Below are 17,845 nucleotides of genomic sequence, written 5' to 3'. Positions count from 1 at the left end.
CCCTCAGTCCGAGGCCTTCGCGGGGGGCGGGCCCATCTGGATGCGCTCGCCGAGGTAGGCGCCGATCAGCGTGAACAGCACGCCGATGAGCGCCATGATCACGTACATGAAGAGCGGCATCGTCCGCACGGTCTGGCTCTGCAGGAGATAGAAGACCGTCGGGATCGCGACGAGGAACGAGGCGACCACCGGCTCCAGGAAGGTCTTGCCGGGCGAGATCATGCCGAGGAGGACGCCGCCGATGAACCAGACCGGGATGGCGACGATCATCCCGTTCGACCCCTCGAAGTCGAGCTGCTGCACGATCATGGGGAGGCCGCCGACGAGCGCCGCGGTGAGCAAGCTCTGCAGGACCAGGGCGATGAGGCACCAGAGGATGGAGAAGCCTTCCTGCTGGTAGCGGCGGTGGCGATCGAGGTCGGCGTCGCGGAGAGGCTGCAGAGAGCCCATCCGGGCGCCGCACGCGACGCAGCGCCCGCTCGCCGTCACCGAGGCGTTGTTCGCGCCGCACGACGGGCAGACGATGGAGCTGTCATTCTTCGAGGCCATCGCGGCTAGGCTAGGCAAGCCGCCGCGGGCGGGCAAGCGCGCGCCGACCGGAACCGCCCCGGGGCGCCGTTGTCTGGTGCAGGGTGGGCCGTCGCGCGGCCCGGCCGAGCGCGTGAGCGGAGCGCGGCGCGGCTCGTGCACCCCGGCCCGCGCTCCGGCTATATACTCGGCGAAGCGTGCCCACCGACCCGACCTCGACCCTGGAATCCTTGCCGCGCGGCCCGGGCGGCCCTGGTCTCGACCTGACGGGGCCCGATCCGGAGCTGCTCGCGCTGCCCGCGCCGCCGCGGCAGGAGCGCACGGTGACGGTGGCCCTGATGGCGGTGACCGCGATCGCCGCGCTGTGGATGGCGATCGCGCTGCTCGGCGAGGCGCGCTACGCGCTGTCGCCCGGCAGGCCCGCGGACGTGGGCGATCTCGCGCCGCTGCGCCCGACGGCGGACATCGCGAACCGCTACGTGCGGGCCGCGGGTCTGCTCGGGACGCGCGGCGCGATCCGGTACGGGCGGGCCGCGGAGGGCGACTCCTTCCGGCTGGCGCCGGTGGCCGGCAACCCGGGGCTGTGGGTGGAGATCCGGGTGCCGGAGGGCTTCGAGGGCCCGCGCTTCGTGCCGCCGAGCGCGTTCGCCGGGCGGCTCGTGCCGTTCAGGAGCGCGGGCATCCGGCACGCGCGGCTCGCCGCCGAGGTGGAGGAGCAGACGGGGACGGCCGTGACGGACGACGCCTGGCTGCTCATCGACGGCAGTTCGCCGCGCGCGTCGCGCTGGGCGGTCGCGCTGGTGGCGCTGTTCCTGGGGTTCGCGGGCTGGAACCTGTTCGGGATCGCGCGGGTGCTGCACCGCGTGCGGGACGCGAAGCCAGCGTGAAGGGCGCGTAGCCGGCGTGAGGGGCGCATAGCCGGCGTGAGGGGCGCGCGGGGCGCGCGCTCCGGTTCTTGACGCGCTCGTCGCGGGGGAGCAGGACGCTGCCCGTCCACCGATGCCCAGGGTCACCTTTGTCAACGAGCACATGACGGTCGAGGCCGAGCCGGGCCGGCTCCTCAGCGAGATCGCGGCCGAGCTCGGGATCGCGGTCTGCCGCGAGACGTTCCGCGGCACGGGCATCGGCGACTACACGTGCTGGGTGAAGGGGGAGCCCGGCGCGACGTCGCCCCCGACGTTCGTGGAGCGGCTGCTCGGCGCGAGAGGCCAGCGGCGGATGGCGAACAGGACGCGCGTGCTCGGCGACGTGCAGGTCTGGACCCAGGCCGGCCCGGGCAACCGCCTGCGCGCGCCGCGGCCGATCGCGCCGCCGCCGAGCCCGGCGACGGATCCGGAGGCCCCGCGCAAGCCGATCGACGCGAGCGGCAGCGCGGCGTTCCCGTACGGCGATCCGCGCGCGGTCGGCAAGGGCGCGCGGGAGCCGATCGCGGCGGGCGCGCTCGAGGCGAAGGCGGCGAAGGAGAAGAAAGCGAAGGCGGCGGCGCCGGCGCCGGCGAAGGCGCCGGAGGCGGCGGCGAGCGCCGAGGCGGCGGCGGCGCCGGCGGCGAAGGCGCCGAAGGCTGCAGCGAAGGGGCCCAGGGCTGCGGCAGCGGCGGCGGCCGCGGAGGGGACCGCTGCGGCGGCAGAGACCACGCCTGCCGCCGAGGGGGCTGCGACGACTCCGAACACGGCCACCCCGGCCGCGGAAACCGCCTCAACGGCCGCGTCGCCCCCCACCTCCGCCGCGGAAACCGCCTCAACGGCCGCGTCCCCCCCCACCTCGGCCACGGAAACCGCCTCAGCGGCCGCGGCCCCCCCCACCTCGGCCACGGAAACCGCCTCAGCGGCTCAAGAAACCGCCTCAGCGGCTCCGAAAATCGCCTCAACGGCTCAAGAAACCGCCTCAGCGGCTCCGAAAATCGCCTCAACGGCTCAAGAAACCGCCTCAGCGGCCACGGAAATCGCGGCAACGCCCCCCGAGGTCGAGGCCCAGGCGCCTGGATCCGCAGCGACAGCCAAGGAGCGCGACGCAGGGGCGTCGGAGTAGCGTTCGTCGCCGCGCTGACCAACGGAGGACGTTGCTATTCGCCCGCGCTTTCTTGCGCATCTCCGACAGCACGTTGGTGTCGATCAGAAAGCTCATGGCGCAAGCTCCACGGACAGTGATGCCTCAGTCAAACTCGACGTCCGGCCGCCCGTAGTCCACGGGTCGCTCGAAGTCGGAGTCCTCTCCCACGTCGGGCATGCTCAGCAAGAGGTCCATCAACGTCCCCTCCTTCTCGGGCAAGGACGGCGCGGCGATGTCGTTCACCGCTTCCGGAGCGACGTCCCCTCGAGCGACCCAGAAAACTGCCGCTGCCTGCCGCATCTCGTCCGCGACCTGCTGCGAGGTCTTGGGCGTACGGAACGCATCCTCCCGGATTTCCATGACGATCCGCATACGAGCCTCCTCTTGGTTCAGAACCCTAGCCCGTTCTTCCGCGCGAGCACACCGGTCGCAGACCGCTCCTCACCATTCCGGCATCCGGCAACGCTTCCCGTCAACCCCTCCCGCCCTGGCAGCGCCTCCCTTACCTCGGCCGGCACCGGGGAGAGCGGGCGTCATCGAAGAACGCACGTCCGCGAGGCCGACGCGCACCGTCGATCCTCAAGAACCCTCCGCCTCGCACCGATCGATGGCTGCGCGGCACCAGCACCCCGCGCCATGCCGCAGCGCGCCGCTACCCCCTCCCCTCCTGGTTGCCCGGCTGCCCTCCGCCCCCGGCGTGCTATGCACGCGCCGATGAGCGACGTGGTGGTGATCGGCGGCGGCGTGGCCGGGTGCGCGTCGGCGCTCGCCCTCGCGCGGCGCGGGCTGTCCGTCAGCGTCCTCGAGCGCAACTCGGGCGAGGGCGCCTCGTGGGCGGCGGCGGGCATCATCGGCCCCCAGCTCGAGGCCGCGGGCGACGGCCCCCTCGCGCGGCTCTGCCTCGCGAGCCGCGACCTCTACCCGGAGCTCGCCGCCTCGCTCGCCGAGGCGACCGGCCTCGACGTGGGCTTCCGGCAGAGCGGCGCGCTCCGCGTGGCGCTCACGCCGGCCGGGCGCGATGAGATCGCGCGCGAGGTCGCCTGGCAGCGCGACGCCGGCCTCGCCGTGGAGCTCTGCGACGGCGACGCGGCGCGGGCGCGCGCGCCGGCGCTCTGCGACGAGGTCGCCGGCGGCGTGTGGCTCCCCGACGAGGCGCGGATCGATCCGCCGTCGCTCATGCGCGCGCTGCGCATCGCGGCCGAGCGCGCCGGCGTGCAGTTCCGCACCGGGGCGACCGTCCGGCGCGTCCTCGTCGAGCGAGAGCAGGCGCGCGGGGCGCAGCTCGAGGACGGGACCCGGGTCGAGGCGCGCTGGACGGTGGTCGCCGCGGGGAGCTGGTCGTCGCTGCTCGAGGCCTCGGGCCTCGCGCCCGCGGCGGTGCGCCCGGTGCGCGGGCAGATCGTCGAGCTCACGCCGGCCTCGCCGGTGCTCTCGCAGGTGCTCTTCGGGCCCGGGTGCTACCTGTCGCCGCGCGACGACGGGCGCGTGCTGGTCGGCGCGACCATGGAGTTCGCTGGCTACGTCACCGCCGTGACGTCGCGCGCCGTCCGCGATCTGCTGACCGCGGCGCTGCGGCTCGTGCCCGCGCTCGGCGACGCGCCGATCGGCAGGACGTGGGCCGGGCTCCGGCCGCACACGAAGGACGATCTGCCCATCCTCGGAGAGGGGGAGATCCCGCGCCTCGTCTTCGCGACAGGGCACTTCCGCAACGGCGTGCTCCTCGCCCCGGTGACCGCGAAGATCGTCGCGGCGCTGATCGCGGGCGAACGGCCGCCGCTGGATCTGTCGCCCTTCTCGCCCGGGCGGCCCGGCCTCGCCGGCTGAGCGCGCCGGCCCCCGGGCGTCGCCCCCTCACCGCACCTGGCGAAGCATCACCCAGACCCGCCGCCCGTGTAGACCCCGGCGCTGCGACGAGCAAGCCACTCGCACCTCGGTGCCGAGAGCGAACCGGCCGGGCGCGCTGCGGGGGCGCCCACGGCGCGCAGGCTCATACGACCTGTAGCGTCGGCTTCCGCCGCTTTCGCACGGCCTCTGGGACCTTCGCGAACTGCTCACCATCCAGGTGAAGCCACGCCAGCTTCGGCAAGTTCCAGATCTCTCCGGGTAGAACCGAGAGCGGATTGTCGATAACCCAGAGCTCGACGAGCTCCTTCATCTGCCCGATTTCCGGAGGGAGGAGCTTCAACCGATTACCGCTCAGCTCCAGCTTGCGCAGCCTCGGGAGAGCGAAGAGCTGCTTCGGCAATCGCTCCAGCTTGTTGAAGCCGAGATCGAGCTCTTCGAGCTCGATGAGCGCGGAAATCGAGGCCGGGATCCCCTCGATGGCATTGTCGCTCACGTTCAAGCTTCGCAGGCTGGCCAGTCCGCACAGGTCCGACGGGAACCACTTCAGCAGATTACGGCTCAGGTTCAGCTTCGAGAGCTGACCGAGCCCCACGAGCGATGGCGGTAGCTGCTTCAGCGCGTTGCGGGACAGGTCGAGCTCCTCCAACGTCGTGAGGGCCTCGATCTCCCCAGGTAGATCGTCGAGGCCCAGCGCGCGGAGTTCGAGCGCCTTGCTCCCCTGGCTCGCGGCAACCTTGATCTTCTTGAGCGCGTCACCGACTGCTCTCTCCACGCCCAAGGGACCACGCGAGGATGACGCGGTTCTCGCACCCCTTTTCATTGCTTCTTCTCACTCTTCTGTTGCTGCCGCAACTTCTCGTAGGTAGCGTCTGACTTGCTACTGAATGCGACGCCATAATAGCCCTGTGTTGTCGTAGCCTTCCGGTTGGCAGCAGGGCCTAGGTCGTGGTCGTAGCCCGTGGCAACCTCCTTGCCTGCCGCCCCCTTCCCCTTCACCTTGCACGAACCGTTCTTGCTGCCCTTGTAGCTGACCTTGTTCTGCACGCCCTCTGGCTGCTCCCACATGTACTCCACGGTTGAATTAGTGTCGGCCGCAGCGCGCATCAGCGCTGCGTGACAGGTGGGACACGGTGGGAATTTTCCCTCGAGCTTGTACTTGCGCTGCCGGCGCGGCAGGTCCCGCGCTTGCTGCGTCTTTCCGAACGCGAGCAATTCCTGCGCGAACTTCTGCTCGCCGCATCCATTGTTGCGAGGATTGAACCCCACGGGGGGAGCATTCAGCCCCGGCGATGTCACGCCGCCCGACGGAAATCCGCCTGGGTTGCCCGCGAAATTCTGGAACACCGCTGGCGCGCCCGTCAACTGGGCGATGACCAGCCCCAGAGGATCGGGCCAACCGATCGGATTCGGGCCATAGGCGAACAGGTTGAGCCCACCGAAATAGCCGATAGGGTCGGGGCTTATGTACCTCCCGATCTCGGGGTCGTAATAGCGATAGCGGTTGTAGTGAAGACCGGTTTCGGAATCCTCGTACTGGCCTGGATAGCGAAACAGCGTCGTTTCCTGCGATCCGGGAGTTGGCCGGGCCTTCCCGAAGACCGAGCGCTCGAGCCTTCCCAGAACCTGACCGGTCGCATCGACCAGGTCCGTCGGCGTCCCGATGACGTCCTCGACGTAGTAGACCCACGCGCCTCCTGAGCCGTCGCGGTGGCCAAGCGGCATCGAATCCTCGGCGTCCTCGAACAGGTAGGTACGCACCGACTCCGGCCCTCCTGAATCACTAACCTTGACCTCGTGGATCAGTGACATGAGGTCCCAGACATAGTGGTATCGGGCAGTGACCCTCCCGTCTCGCAGCGTACGCTTCGCGACCCGGCGCGCGAAGGCGTCGTAGAGGAACTCCACGCGCAGTCCGTCGGGGCGATCGACGCTCTCCAAAAGACCATATGCGTTCCAGGAGTAGCGCCATGTCTCCGGGGTCGGCGATGCCGGATTTCGCACTATCTTTGTGATGAGGTAACCTCGCGCGTCGTGGATGTACTGGGTGTTCCCACGCGTCGCGATAACGTTGCCCTGTGTGTAGGCTCGCTCGAGGCCACGAACGTTGATCTCGCTGTAGTTAGAGCAAGAATCAACGTAAAAATCCTCGCGCCTGCCGTCGCTGCGCTGCTTGCATACGAGCCGCTTCCTCGCGTCGTACTCGAACACATCGGTCTGTCCGGCAGACGTGGACATGCTGCGGAGCTCGTCAATATCGGTGTACTCATAGCGGTGCTCGACCGTGCCTCCGCGATCGGCCCCGATCCGCTCCGGCTCGTGTCTTGGTTGGCCTTCTCGCGGTCGCTCGACATGGCGGCGCCGCAGGCGGTTGGCGGCGTCTCGTGCATCGATGATTGCCCCGCCGTCGGCGAGATCGATGCGCTGCACGGAGCCGAGCGGGCTTCGCGCGATGGACAGGATGCGACCGTCGCGATCCTCCAGCGCTGCAACGCGACCGTTCGCGTCTCGCTTCACCCGCAGCTCGTGGCCCAAGGAGGTACGAAGCGTCAAACGATCTCCGGATTCGTTGCGCCAGCTCTGAACGACATACATCGCCCCTTCCACGGTGACGGATTCTTTGGTAATCCGGCCCGCCGCGTCGCGCTCGAACGTGATCTCGACCCCCACAGAGGACGCCACCATCAGCTCGCCTCGAGCGTCGTACTCGAAGCGCTGTACGGAGCCGTCGGGCGCGATGTGCTCGAGGATCTGCCCCGCCGGGCTGAGCTTCAGCTCATGCGGACCATCGCCCTCGTCGTATCCCGTGATGCGCCCCAGCAGATCGCGCTGGTAGCGGATGGTCGTGCCATGGAACTGGCGCTCCGCGGAGAGGTTCCCGTCTGCCAAGTACGAGCGCTCGGACTTCTCGCCTCGCTCGTTCAGGTGGTACAGCAGCCATCCCTCGCGGTTATAGTACGCGCGAAGCTCCGACCCGTCGGGGTGCACGACTCGCGTGAGCCAATTCAACCCACCGTACTCATAGGTCGTCGTGCTGCCGTTCGCTTCGGTGAGCGAGGCCAGGTTGCCCATCCCGTCATAGCGATAGTTCGTGGTTCGTCCGAGTTGATCCACGAGGTGTGTCAAGCGACCCGACCGGGTGTACCGGAGATGTGTTTCGTGACCGAGCGGGTTCACGACCCGGAGCAGACGCCCCCAGTAATCGTACGAAAACTGGTAACGCGCCCCGTTTGGAAACGTGCGCGCCGTGCAGTTTCCGTGGTGGTCGTACTCAAACAGATGTCTCCCGCCGCGTTCGTCGATGATCTCGCGCGGGATACCGCGATCGACATGATTAAACTGGATCAATCCACCTGTCTGATCGCGCATGTATACGATTTCGCCCGATCGCTCGCGACCAATCGTCGTGCCGCCGCCCGCGGGATCGATGACCTCGAGCTCTCGACCCAGCGCGTCGCGCCGAACGTGGATGGTCTGGCCGTCGGGATTTGTCTCCCTGACGATCGCGTTCATGTCATCATATTGCCATGTCCACATCGCCCCTGTCGGATCGGTTAGCGACGTCATGCGGTCTCGATCGTCGTAAGTGCGCGTCGTAACTCCGCCCCGAGCGCTCACGGCCTTGCCAATCTCATCCGATGGTCCGCCAAAGAAGCGCTGCAGCCGCACGGAGTCGACGACCTCGGTGTAGTCGCCGTCATACACAAATCGGCAATGATATATCCCTTTTGCCGGGTGCCCGTCATGAAGGACAGCAGGCGCTTCGAGCGCCAATGCAGGATCGGCGTGCCCCGGATAGCTGCCCCAGGTCTCGACGCAGCGCCCCTCGTCATCGTACACGAAGTGAAACACGATGCCGCTCGGGTATTCCAGCCGCTGTAGGCGGTGATGCTCGTCGTACCCGTAGTGCATTGAGTAGCCATCGGCGTCGACGGCTTCGATCAGGTCGCCGCGAGCATCATACTCGAAGCGAACGAAGGCAATCGAGCTCCCGTTGGGATCTGGCACGGAAATCGAACGAATTCGCCCTTCCCGCGTACCTTCGAAGACGATGGCACGGCCCGCGGAGTCCATCACGCGTGTCAGGCGCCCAGCCTCATAGCTCAGTCGCAGCCAACCACGGGCTCGATAGCTGACTGCGACCAGCCGGTACAGAGAGGATGTCGGCTCTGTCTTGGCGAAGTAATGAATGAACTCGCTGCCGGGCCTTACAAGATACCCCACCTCAGTGCGCAAGATCCCCCACGGCCCGGCCGACGCCTGATCGCCGATGGCATCCAACGCCGGAAGGTTTTCCACGCCGCCGTCGCCTGCTCGCAGGACGAGTCCGCGTCGGGTCTCTTCCAGCGTCCAGGCCAAGCTGTGTCTCCAGCCGAATCCCAGCCCTACGTCCTCGTCTCGCCGAGCAGAGGAATAGGAGCGGGTGATCTCGAGGTTGAAAAATCCCGGCAGGGAGAGATCTGTCTCGGGGATCGTGAAGACCTCTCCCGAGATGACATCGACGGGATCTCCTCTGGAGATACTTGGGCTGCAGTTGGTGCATCCACCGTTCGCGCCGGGGCTGCAGCCTTTGGTACTCTTGCCGCCACCGCCGGGGTCTGCATTACCATTCTTGCCGCCTGCCCTCTGATCACCGCCCCGCCCACTACCACCCTTTCCGCGTCCTCCGCCGCCTGCACCGCCTCCACCGGCGACGAAGACGCCGGGGTTCATTCCGGGGATTGCGGGGATGTTCGGTACAGGCGCGGTGCGTGCCATCGGTGTGTTTTCCGGGAGAGCCGTGGATGACCGATCAGTGGGATCATGCTAACCAGGACCGCGAGGTATCGCGACCACAAAAATTCTTCTTCGGAGGACGGACGCTGCAGCCGAAGGAGGGGCATCGGAGGAGCGTCATCGAGCGCTCACGCCACCGTGATGCGCTGACGAGGTCGGGCGCGTCAAACGGCTTGCCGTCCGACCGGGAGCACGGGCATGAAGAGACCTCCTCGTCCGCGGCATCCAGCCAACGGAACACCTCGGCTCCCGCCGAGCATCCTTCCGAAGCTCCGATACGACCTTTCCATCAGGTATCCCTCTCGATCCCCTGCCGATGGGCAATCCAGAGGACGCGCGAAGTGCGCGTCGGCGCTCGCCCTCGCGCGGAGCCGGCTGTTCGTCCGCGTCCTCGAGCGCAAGGCGGGGGAGGGGCGCCTCCTGGGGGGCGGCCGGCATCATCAACCCCATCTCGAGGCCACAGGCGACGGCGCAGCTGGGGCGGCGGCCCGCCGCGTCCTCGTCGAGCGCGAGCAGGCGCACGCGGGCGAACGGCCGCCGCTGGATCTGTCGCCCTTCTCGCCCGGGCGGCCCGGCCTCGCCGGCTGAGCGCGCCGGCTGCCGGCCATCGCCGCGCCACACCGCCGCCGCCGCGCCACGCCGTCGCCGCGCCACACCGCCACCGCCGCCCCCCGCCGTCGCCGCCCCGCCCCGCCCTCCGGCGGCCAGGCCGGGGCAGGTCGGCGTGCGTTCGCCGCGCCGAGCGCCTACGCTGACGGCCGCGATGCCACCCACCTGCGAGCTCATCCCGATCCGGTTCTACTTCCATTGCGGCTGGGCCATCCAGGTCGATCCCTCCTTCGACTCCGAGCTCCTGTACGGCGGGGAGACGCTGCGGATGTTCGATCCGGGCGAGCGCCGTGAGGTCTCGCTCTCGTCGATGATCTACCGGCGGCACGACGGCGCCCCCTTCGCGGCCAAGGAGGTGCTGGACACCTTCCCTCCACACGAGATGTCCGGGCTGCGCTACGAGCACGAGGCGGGGCCGCTCGCGGGCGCCGCGCTGTGGATGCACGGCGAGAGCGATGACGAGCCGGAGCCGTGCTGGGTGCTGATGGCGATCATGGTGTGTCCCGAGGCCGGCCGCCTCGCGCGCTGCACCATCGTCTGCAAGGACGAGTCGGACCGGGACTGGGCCGTCGACACCTGGCGGAGCATCACGCGGACCCCGCCCCCCGTGCAGCTCCGCCCTGGCGCGGCCACGAGCTAGCGCCCACGTGATGCCTTCTCCCCCGGGTGTTCAGCGCGCGCGGATCACGTCCTCCGCTGCGCGGCGGAGCCCGGGCACGCCCGCTCGCACCGCATGGCCCAGCCGGAACGCCATCGTGGGCTGCCAGTCGCCGAGACGCAGCGCCCCCGCGAACGAGCGCTCCATGGCCGGCGCTCGCCCGAGCTGGCGCTCGCGGTCGATGACCTCCGGCACCTGGCTCAGCGGCTGCATTGCGATCCCGCGCGCGGTCGCCCAGAGCTGCATTCGTTGCCACAGGCGCCCCGCGCGGAGCGTCGCGCCGAGGTCGTGGCGATCGCGGGCGGCGATGACGCCGGTGATGGGGTCGCCCGCGAGATGGACGTCGCGCGTGACGCGGAGCCAGTCGTCGTGCATCCGCTCCGGAGACGGCCTGGGCATCAGCTTCACGGCGGTCGTGAGCAGCGGGCCGAGCCCCATCACGTCGAAGGTCAGCCCGTCCCGGTGGGCCCGCACCGCCTCGGGCGTGAGCCGGAACCACGCGTCGCTGTCCTCGATCATCGACGCGTCGCGCGCGATGATCTCGGTGGCTCGCAGCGTGTGGGCCGCGAAGATCTCCCGCTGCTCCGGGCGCTCGAGCCAGACGATCTCGATCGACGCGCGATCCTCGTTCAGGCTCGACAGCTCCTGGAGCGCCGCGGCGGGCACGCGCTGCGCTCCGTAGGGGCCGCGGTTCGTGTGCCGCTCCGCGATGGCCCGCGCGAGCGGCGACTCCGCCCCACCTGGCTCGAGCCGCACGGTGGCCACCCGGGTCGGCGGCGCCGCCCGGGTGTCGAAGAGCGGCAGTCGTCCGGCGCCGAGCTCCACGCGAGTCGTCCAGCCCATCGAGCCCGCCGCGAGCGCCAGGTTCTCGATCGCGCAGCCGAGCCCGATGTGCATCTCGCGCCCGAACGGGTCCATGTCGCCGAGCGATCGAGACGGATCCGAGAACACGTCGATCCGGTCCTCGTGGAGCTCGAAGAGCCACGGCTGCGTGTTGTGCGGGCTCGCGGCGAGCACCGCTGCGCGCACGAGCTCGATCGGCCCGCCGCCGCGCTCCCCGCGGAACGCGGTCCACGGCGCGAACGGCGCTCCCCGCCGGTCATCGAACACGCCCCGACCGGCCGCGTACCAGCCCATGCCGCCGGCGACGGCGAGCGTCGCGACGCCTCCGAGGAGGCGCCGCCGGGAGATCCTGGGTTCCATGTCCGTGATTCGCTTCATGATCCGCTCCATCCCTCCGGAAGACGTCGGGCCGAGCTCCAGGAGCGACGGCCACACGCAGAAGGTGAGGCGGCGCGGAGGATTAGGAAAGTGAATGCCCCGAATAGGTTGTATTAGAGTCGCTGATGCCCGGCGACCTCCCCGACGACCTGAGCCTCCTGCTCGCGCTCGACGTGCTGCTGCGCGAGCGGCACGTGACGCGCGCGGCGAAGCGGCTGGGCATCACGCAGTCGGCCGCGAGCCAGCGGCTCGCGCGTCTCCGCGAGTTCTTCGGCGATGCGCTGCTCGCGCCGGGGCGGCCGCTGCTCGCCCTGACCCCTCGCGCGCAGGCGCTGGCCGACCCGCTGGCGCAGGCGCTGGCGAGCTTGCGGGCGGCGATCCAGGCGGGCGCGCCGTTCGATCCCTCGACGTCCGAGCGTCGGTTCGTGCTGCTCGGCAACGACCTGCTCGAGGCGGCCGCCCTGCCGCGGCTCATGCCGATCCTGGCGCGCGAGGCCCCGCGCGCCGCGGTGCAGGTGGACCGGGCCGACGCGGATTTCGTGAAGCGGCTCGAGGGGGGCACCGCCGAGTTGGCGTTCGTCCCCGAGTTCCTCGTGCCGCCGTCGTTGCGGCAGCTCCGCCTGCCGGACGAGCGCTTCGTCACCTTGATGCGCGAGGGCCACCCCGCCGCGTCGCGGCGGCTCACGCTGGAGCGCTACCTGGAGCTCGGACACGTGCTGATCGCGCCGCACGGCATGCCAGGCAGCCTGGTCGATCGCGCGCTCGAGGTGGTGGGGCGGCGCCGCCGGGTCGTCGCGCAGGTCCAGCATTTCGTGACGGTGCCTTTCCTCGTCGCGGCCTCCGATCTCGTGGTGACGTGTCCCGCGTCGGTCGCGGCGCTCGCGGCGCCCTTCGGCCTCCGCGCGGCCCGGCCCCCCGTCGAGCTCGGGCTGGACCGCGCTTCTGCCGTATGGCACGAGCGCATGCACGACGATCCCGGCCATCGCTGGCTGCGCGCTCAGATCGTCAAGGTCATCGGCGCGCCTCCCGCCTCCCGGCAGGCGTCGCCTGGCCGCCGCGTCGAGTGAAGCCGCGGCTCGGCTCGACGTGGGTCGGGTCGCGCCGCTGTCGATCCCGGGTTCACCGCCGAGAATCGGCCGCGCGGCGCTTCAGCGGCCTCCATCGCTCTGCGTGGACTTGCAGAGCTCACTGATACACACCTCGCTTTCGAAGCACTCCGCGTCCGACGTGCAGGGCCCCCCCACGGACGGCCCCTCGCACGTGACCCCGTCGCCGCAGATCTGACCACGGTGGGGGCAGTCGGCGTCGATCGTGCAGGGCGCAGGGCCATCAGCAAGGCAGGCACCATTTCTGGCGCAGAGGAGATCCCCAGGGCAGTCCGCGTCCACGACGCATTCGGGGTCGATCAGAGGCACGCAGTACTCCGTGCCCCTCGCCGGCAGAGTCGATTTGCAGCTTTCACTGATGCACACGTGGTTGTCGAAGCACTCCGCGTCCGACGTGCAGGCCTGCCCCCCGGGGCCCTCGCAAAGGCCCTCGTTGCAGGACTGCCCCTCGACGGGGCAGTCGGCGTCTATCGTGCAGGACCCATCGCCGTGACTGCAGAACTCGCCCTCGATGCAGAAGGTGCCCCCGGGGCAATCTGCGTCCGCGACGCACTCGCAGAACACCGTGCCAGGGACGCAGGCGCCGCTCACGCAGTAGTGTCCCGCAGGACACTCCGCGTCCGCCACGCACTCGCTGGACACCGTGCCAGGGACGCAGGCGCCGCTCACGCAGGAGCGCCCTGAAGGGCACTCCGCGTCCGCGACGCAGCCCGGCTGGCACGCGCCCGCGCCGCACGTCTCCCCTGCGCCGCATGCGGCATCGGAATCGCACACGACCTGCTGCTCATCATGGCCGATCCCGATGATCTCGGTGGCACACGCGAACATCATCGTGGCAATCGTCAGGCCCGCTGCGCTGATGAACGTCTGGATCTTCATGATCGCTCCTCTCTACTGGCCAATGGCCGCGCGCGGAGCGATCCGTGCAAGAAAAGCCCTCTCGGATCATTTCCCTTCGCACGCAGAGCGGACGCGACCCGAATACGGCGAGCCGGGGCTCTTCCGCAGGAAGTCGAGCATCGCCGCGCGACCTTCCGCTGTCCTGCCGAGGTTGCACAGCGCCACGACGCGGGCAGCGGCCCGCTCCTCCCGCAGCTCTTGCCCGCCCGCATCCGCGGCGTCGAGCAGCGAGAGCGCGCGCCCCGGGTCGCCACGCCGGAGCGCTTCGTGGACCTCGCGCAGCCGCCGCGTCTCGGCGACGAGCGGGTCTTCCGCCGGCACCCCGGGCGGCGCTTCCGGTCCGACGGAAGGCGCGGACCGAGGCGGCCTCCCGGGCGTCGTGGGCCGCTCGCTCGCCGCCGGGGACGGGTCGAGCTTCCTGTCTTCCGCGGGCTCGATCGGCGAAGCCGGCTCGCGCTGGCTCCTCGCGGGCGCGCGGTCGTCGCTCGCCGCCGGCCGCGCCGCGGCCGCCGGGCGCGCCCGCTCGGTGACCACGGCGCCGGCCTTGCTCGCGCGCGGAACGGCCTTCGGTTCGCCCTGCGTCGTGTGCAGCGTGGCCACGACCGCCGCGGGCGCGAGCAGCGCCGCGATTCCCCACGGCAGCGCCGCCTTCGCCGAGATCATCGCAAAGCCGGCCTTCGCGGCCCCGCCCGCCGTGAGGGCCGTGCCGACGGCCAGGCTCCGGCGGAGCTTCGCGCGCACGCGCGCGCGGTCCGCCGCCGTGCTCCTGTCGCCGTTGCGGGCGGCCTCGACGATCGAGCGCGACAGAGGCCCGAGCTGACTCATGCCTCCCTTCCTTTCTGCGTGCTTCCCGCCGCGCGCCGGGGCCTTGCGTTCATCGCGACCTCCACCCCTCGCGCGCCCGCAGGCGCGCCGCGCCCTGCTCGAACTCCTTTCGAGCCGCCCGGAGGCGCGCGTAGACGGTGTTCACGTTGGCCCCGGTCGCCTCCGCGATCTCCGGCGCCGTCATCTGCTCGAGCTCCGCGAGGACGAAGACGGCGCGCTTGGTGTCGTCGAGCCCCTCGAGCAGCGTGTGCAAGAGCCGCGTCGCCTGCGCCTGCTCCAGCGCCTCGTCACAGCCGGCCGCGCCGCTCTCCACCTCGTCTGGATCGAGGGGCGGGACAAGAGCTCTCGCGAGCGGGCTCTTGCGCGCGTAGGCCCTGCGGTGCTCCCCCGCGACGCGCGCGACGATGCCCGAGAGCCACGCGCGGAGCGTGGAACGGGGCTCGAACGCCGGGAGCTTTCGGTGGACGACGAGAAACACTTCCTGCACCGCGTCGTCCGCGTGGCAGTCCGGGACGCCGAGCCGGCGTACGTTGCGCCAGACGAAATCGAAGTAGCGCTCGTAGATCGCGTCGAACTCGAGCGCGACCTCGCAGCTCACCGCATCCGCCGGGGGCGCGACCTCCGCCCCGGCAGAGGCGGCACTCAGGGGGACGGCACGGACGGCCACTCTCGCCCATGGCCAGCGCGCGCCGATCCCGTGAAGAAAAACGACCACGCCCATCACAACGCGAGCTCGAGCCCCAGGGCGGCCCGCGCCGCGACGCTCGGCTCGTGGACGTCGCCGACGCCTTCGAGCACGAAACGCGGGCGCTTGAGGGGCACCACCGCCTCGAGACGGAGCCTCAGACGCATCCACGGCGCGATGACCCACGCGGCCGCCGCACCGCCGCGTAAAGCCGCCCACAAAGCGAACCCTTCATCCGGGTCGCTCACGCCGTACCCCTCGGCGTGCATGCGTCCGAGCTCGAGACCGGCGCAAGGTACACCGACCTCGAAGTGCGGTCGCGCGGCGCGCGCAAGAGGCGGCAAGAGGGCGCACGCCGTGAGCGAGCCGGCGACGAGATCGATGGTCCCGCCGCTCTGGGGTCTGGCTGCGGACTCCGCCGTGTTCCCGGGCCAGAACGATGCCCCGGCCTCCAGCCGCGCGGGGCCGACGAGGACGCCGGCCCAGGCCTCGATGGCGCTGCTGACGCCCTGCATCGTGCCCAGATCGCCCATGACGCCGAGGCCGACGCGAAACACCGGGCCCCTCTCGGCCGCGCCCTCCGTCGGCGGCTCCTGTTCCGTCGTCGGGGGCACGGGCTCGGGCGGGTCGCTCCGCGGCGTGGGCTCGGCGGTTCGAGCCGCGGCGGGCGGGGGCTCCGGGGCGGGCGGGGCGGGGCGCGCCCCCGCGCTCGAGCGATCGCCCGTCGCCTCCGTGCCCGAGCGCGTCGCGACCTCCGGATCGATCGCCATCGCCACGATGAGGGCGCCCGCGTCGGCCAGCGCGCGGCACGTCGCGCCGCGCACGGTTCGCGCGCTCGTCCATCCCTCGCGGGAAAGCTCGATGTACAGCACGAAGCCCGTGCCCACGGGCGTGATCGTGCCCGCCGCCCGAACTGTGCCGTTCGAGGGGGAGCTCTGGTCTCCGAGGAGCCGGGTGATCTCGGCTTCGACAGCCGCGGCCGCGGGGCAGTCGGCGGGGGCCGTCCATCGCAAGGCGAAGGGGCGATCGTCGGCGCGCGCGGCGCTCGAAACGAGGGGCGAAACGCACGGAACCACGATGGTAAAAAGCAGCGCTTGCGCCCGTGTGCGTGACAACCGCATGCGCGCCGCACCCTATCACGGGGCCAAGGAGGCGCGCCGCCGCGCGCGCGGCGCTGGGCGTCGCTCGGCGCGCTCGGGCGCCCTCGTGGAATGCGACCGGATGGCCCGTCTGACGTCGGCGGGCGGGAGCTCGTCCAGAGCGGTCCGGCTTGCCATCCTTTCCGGGGCATCGCGCGCTCGGCATTCCTGGACTGACTGGCTGCAGGCTCGAACCGAGAAGGTACCCAAGAGATGACGACCGGAAACGACGCTGCATTTGTCCCCGGGGTGAACGAGATTGAAGGAGGCAAAGCTCATTGAACAAGCTCGCGATCCTCGACGAGGACGCGCGCTTGTTCGCGCCCCCGCGCGAGGTCGAGAGCGGGCCGACGCTCCTCGCGCTCGACGACGGGTTCCTCGCGTACAGCCTGGTTCCCGGCGCGCTCCACCTCGTGCGGCCCGCCTGGCGCGGTCTCCGACACGGGGGCGCTCAGGCAATCTGAAATTTTACCGTGGGGTCGACAGCACTCCAGGCGAGTGAATCCGTCGATTTTGGTGGACGCAAACTGGTGAGATCCAGTACAGCATTACCTCGTCATTCCGTCTTGGACGTGGGGAGGCTGGAAGCTCGTGGCGCGCCGCGGGGGGATCGGAAGGACCCGTTCTCCACGGACCATCGCGCCATGACGGACGTCTGGCGCCGTGATGAACGCGCGGGCGCGAGGCGCGCGGTGGACCGAGCCGGAAGAGGCGTGGTGCGGCGCTGCCCTGTGGAGGTCGCGACGCCGGGTGGCTGCTCCGGGAGCAGCGAGCCAGCAGGAGGCCAATCGTGCATCGGGTCAAGGTTCAGATTTTCTGCCGTCGTCCCTCGCTCGCAGAGATGGACGCGCTGTTTGCCATGGGCGTCGACCTCGTGGGTTGGGCTGTGGAGCCGCGCGCCGAGGATGCCCTGGATCTCTCACGGCGGATCGTGGAACGAGCGCGGCGAGCGAAGGTCGGGACGTGCCTGCTGATCCTCTCGTCGACGATCTCGGAGATCGAGGCGGTCGGGCGGATGGTCTCCTCCGATTATCTCCTGACGCCCACCGAGTGGAAATACGATGGCTCGTTGCGAGAGCTGGCGACGCGCCTGGCGCCACAGCCCTCCCTGATGACGTCGGTCCCGGTGCGCGCCGCCGGATCGAGCGCGGTGCTGGCTTCTGACGAGATCGCGAGCCAGCTCGACGAGTTCGCTGGTTGCCTGATCCTGGACACCTGCCTGGATCCCTCGGATCCACAGCGCAGCGGGTTCACGGGGAAGGTCGCTGACTGGCAACGATGTGCGCGGATCGTCAAGGCCTCACGACGCCCCGTCATGCTCGCCGGAGGGCTGAATCGCGAGAACGTCGTCGCTGCGATCCGCGAGGTGAGCCCCTGGGCGGTCGACGCGTGCACCTCGCTCGAGCTGCCGGATCGCACGAAGGACCTCGCCAGGTGCGAGGCGTTCATCGAGGCGGTGCACGCGATGAGCTGAGCCGCCGCATGCGCGGCGCTGGCGGCGCGGGTG

General features: G+C 70.2%; 16 protein-coding genes. 7 read left to right on the top strand and 9 right to left on the bottom strand.

Going from position 1 to position 17,845, the window contains the following annotated elements; genetic code table 11:
• Positions 1–3: 3 nt before the first annotated feature.
• Positions 4–549 (bottom strand): hypothetical protein, encoded by a 546-nt coding sequence (locus WME76_RS41705; protein ID WP_061619128.1) that lies wholly within the window; start codon positions 547–549, stop codon positions 4–6.
• Between the two features lie 176 nt (positions 550–725).
• On the opposite strand from WME76_RS41705, the gene WME76_RS41700 reads away from it, so the two are divergent.
• Entirely contained in the window at positions 726–1,415 is a 690-nt protein-coding gene (locus WME76_RS41700) for a hypothetical protein (protein WP_437957722.1), read from the top strand.
• Positions 1,416–1,527: 112 nt separating this feature from the next.
• Entirely contained in the window at positions 1,528–2,556 is a 1,029-nt protein-coding gene (locus WME76_RS41695; protein ID WP_437957721.1) for a hypothetical protein, read from the top strand.
• 123 nt (positions 2,557–2,679) lie between these two features.
• Here WME76_RS41695 and WME76_RS41690 read toward each other — a convergent pair whose 3' ends face one another.
• Complete coding sequence (locus tag WME76_RS41690) at positions 2,680–2,949, bottom strand: hypothetical protein (protein ID WP_437957720.1); 270 nt, start codon at positions 2,947–2,949, stop codon at positions 2,680–2,682.
• Between the two features lie 342 nt (positions 2,950–3,291).
• On the opposite strand from WME76_RS41690, the gene thiO reads away from it, so the two are divergent.
• On the top strand, positions 3,292–4,401 hold the full coding sequence (gene thiO, locus WME76_RS41685) for a glycine oxidase ThiO (RefSeq protein WP_437957719.1): 1,110 nt from the start codon (positions 3,292–3,294) through the stop codon (positions 4,399–4,401).
• Between the two features lie 163 nt (positions 4,402–4,564).
• On the opposite strand, the gene WME76_RS41680 is transcribed toward thiO, so the two are convergent.
• On the bottom strand, positions 4,565–5,194 hold the full coding sequence (locus WME76_RS41680; protein WP_437957718.1) for a leucine-rich repeat domain-containing protein: 630 nt from the start codon (positions 5,192–5,194) through the stop codon (positions 4,565–4,567).
• A 44-nt stretch (positions 5,195–5,238) separates the two neighbouring features.
• On the bottom strand, positions 5,239–9,177 hold the full coding sequence (locus WME76_RS41675; RefSeq protein ID WP_437957717.1) for an RHS repeat-associated core domain-containing protein: 3,939 nt from the start codon (positions 9,175–9,177) through the stop codon (positions 5,239–5,241).
• A gap of 781 nt (positions 9,178–9,958) precedes the next feature.
• Here WME76_RS41675 and WME76_RS41670 point away from each other — a divergent pair.
• Positions 9,959–10,444 (top strand): hypothetical protein, encoded by a 486-nt coding sequence (locus tag WME76_RS41670; RefSeq protein ID WP_437957716.1) that lies wholly within the window; start codon positions 9,959–9,961, stop codon positions 10,442–10,444.
• A 30-nt stretch (positions 10,445–10,474) separates the two neighbouring features.
• Here WME76_RS41670 and WME76_RS41665 read toward each other — a convergent pair whose 3' ends face one another.
• Complete coding sequence (locus WME76_RS41665) at positions 10,475–11,683, bottom strand: Acg family FMN-binding oxidoreductase (RefSeq protein ID WP_437957715.1); 1,209 nt, start codon at positions 11,681–11,683, stop codon at positions 10,475–10,477.
• A gap of 125 nt (positions 11,684–11,808) precedes the next feature.
• Between WME76_RS41665 and WME76_RS41660 the strand changes: the two genes are divergently transcribed.
• A complete protein-coding gene (locus tag WME76_RS41660) occupies positions 11,809–12,750 on the top strand; it encodes a LysR family transcriptional regulator (protein ID WP_437957714.1) in 942 nt (313 codons plus the stop codon).
• 81 nt (positions 12,751–12,831) lie between these two features.
• Here WME76_RS41660 and WME76_RS41655 read toward each other — a convergent pair whose 3' ends face one another.
• The 4 genes from WME76_RS41655 to WME76_RS41640 all read right to left on the bottom strand — a co-directional run bounded on the left by WME76_RS41655 (position 12,832) and on the right by WME76_RS41640 (position 16,212).
• Positions 12,832–13,668, bottom strand: a complete 837-nt coding sequence (locus tag WME76_RS41655) for a DUF7107 domain-containing protein (RefSeq protein WP_437957713.1) — start codon at positions 13,666–13,668, stop codon at positions 12,832–12,834.
• 66 nt (positions 13,669–13,734) lie between these two features.
• On the bottom strand, positions 13,735–14,514 hold the full coding sequence (locus WME76_RS41650; protein WP_437957712.1) for a hypothetical protein: 780 nt from the start codon (positions 14,512–14,514) through the stop codon (positions 13,735–13,737).
• 49 nt (positions 14,515–14,563) lie between these two features.
• On the bottom strand, positions 14,564–15,112 hold the full coding sequence (locus WME76_RS41645; protein WP_437957711.1) for an RNA polymerase sigma factor: 549 nt from the start codon (positions 15,110–15,112) through the stop codon (positions 14,564–14,566).
• A 122-nt stretch (positions 15,113–15,234) separates the two neighbouring features.
• Entirely contained in the window at positions 15,235–16,212 is a 978-nt protein-coding gene (locus WME76_RS41640) for a hypothetical protein (protein WP_437957710.1), read from the bottom strand.
• Positions 16,213–16,616: 404 nt separating this feature from the next.
• Between WME76_RS41640 and WME76_RS41635 the strand changes: the two genes are divergently transcribed.
• Both WME76_RS41635 and WME76_RS41630 read left to right on the top strand, forming a co-directional pair.
• Positions 16,617–16,802, top strand: a complete 186-nt coding sequence (locus tag WME76_RS41635) for a hypothetical protein (RefSeq protein WP_437957709.1) — start codon at positions 16,617–16,619, stop codon at positions 16,800–16,802.
• 377 nt (positions 16,803–17,179) lie between these two features.
• Positions 17,180–17,812: a hypothetical protein gene (locus WME76_RS41630; RefSeq protein ID WP_437957708.1), complete on the top strand. Its 633-nt coding sequence runs from the start codon at positions 17,180–17,182 to the stop codon at positions 17,810–17,812.
• Positions 17,813–17,845: the final 33 nt, after the last annotated feature.

This window comes from Sorangium sp. So ce119, from assembly GCF_051524405.1.
GTDB lineage: Bacteria > Myxococcota_A > Polyangia > Polyangiales > Polyangiaceae > Sorangium > Sorangium cellulosum_G.
This window is presented reverse-complemented; position numbering and strand designations above follow the sequence as displayed.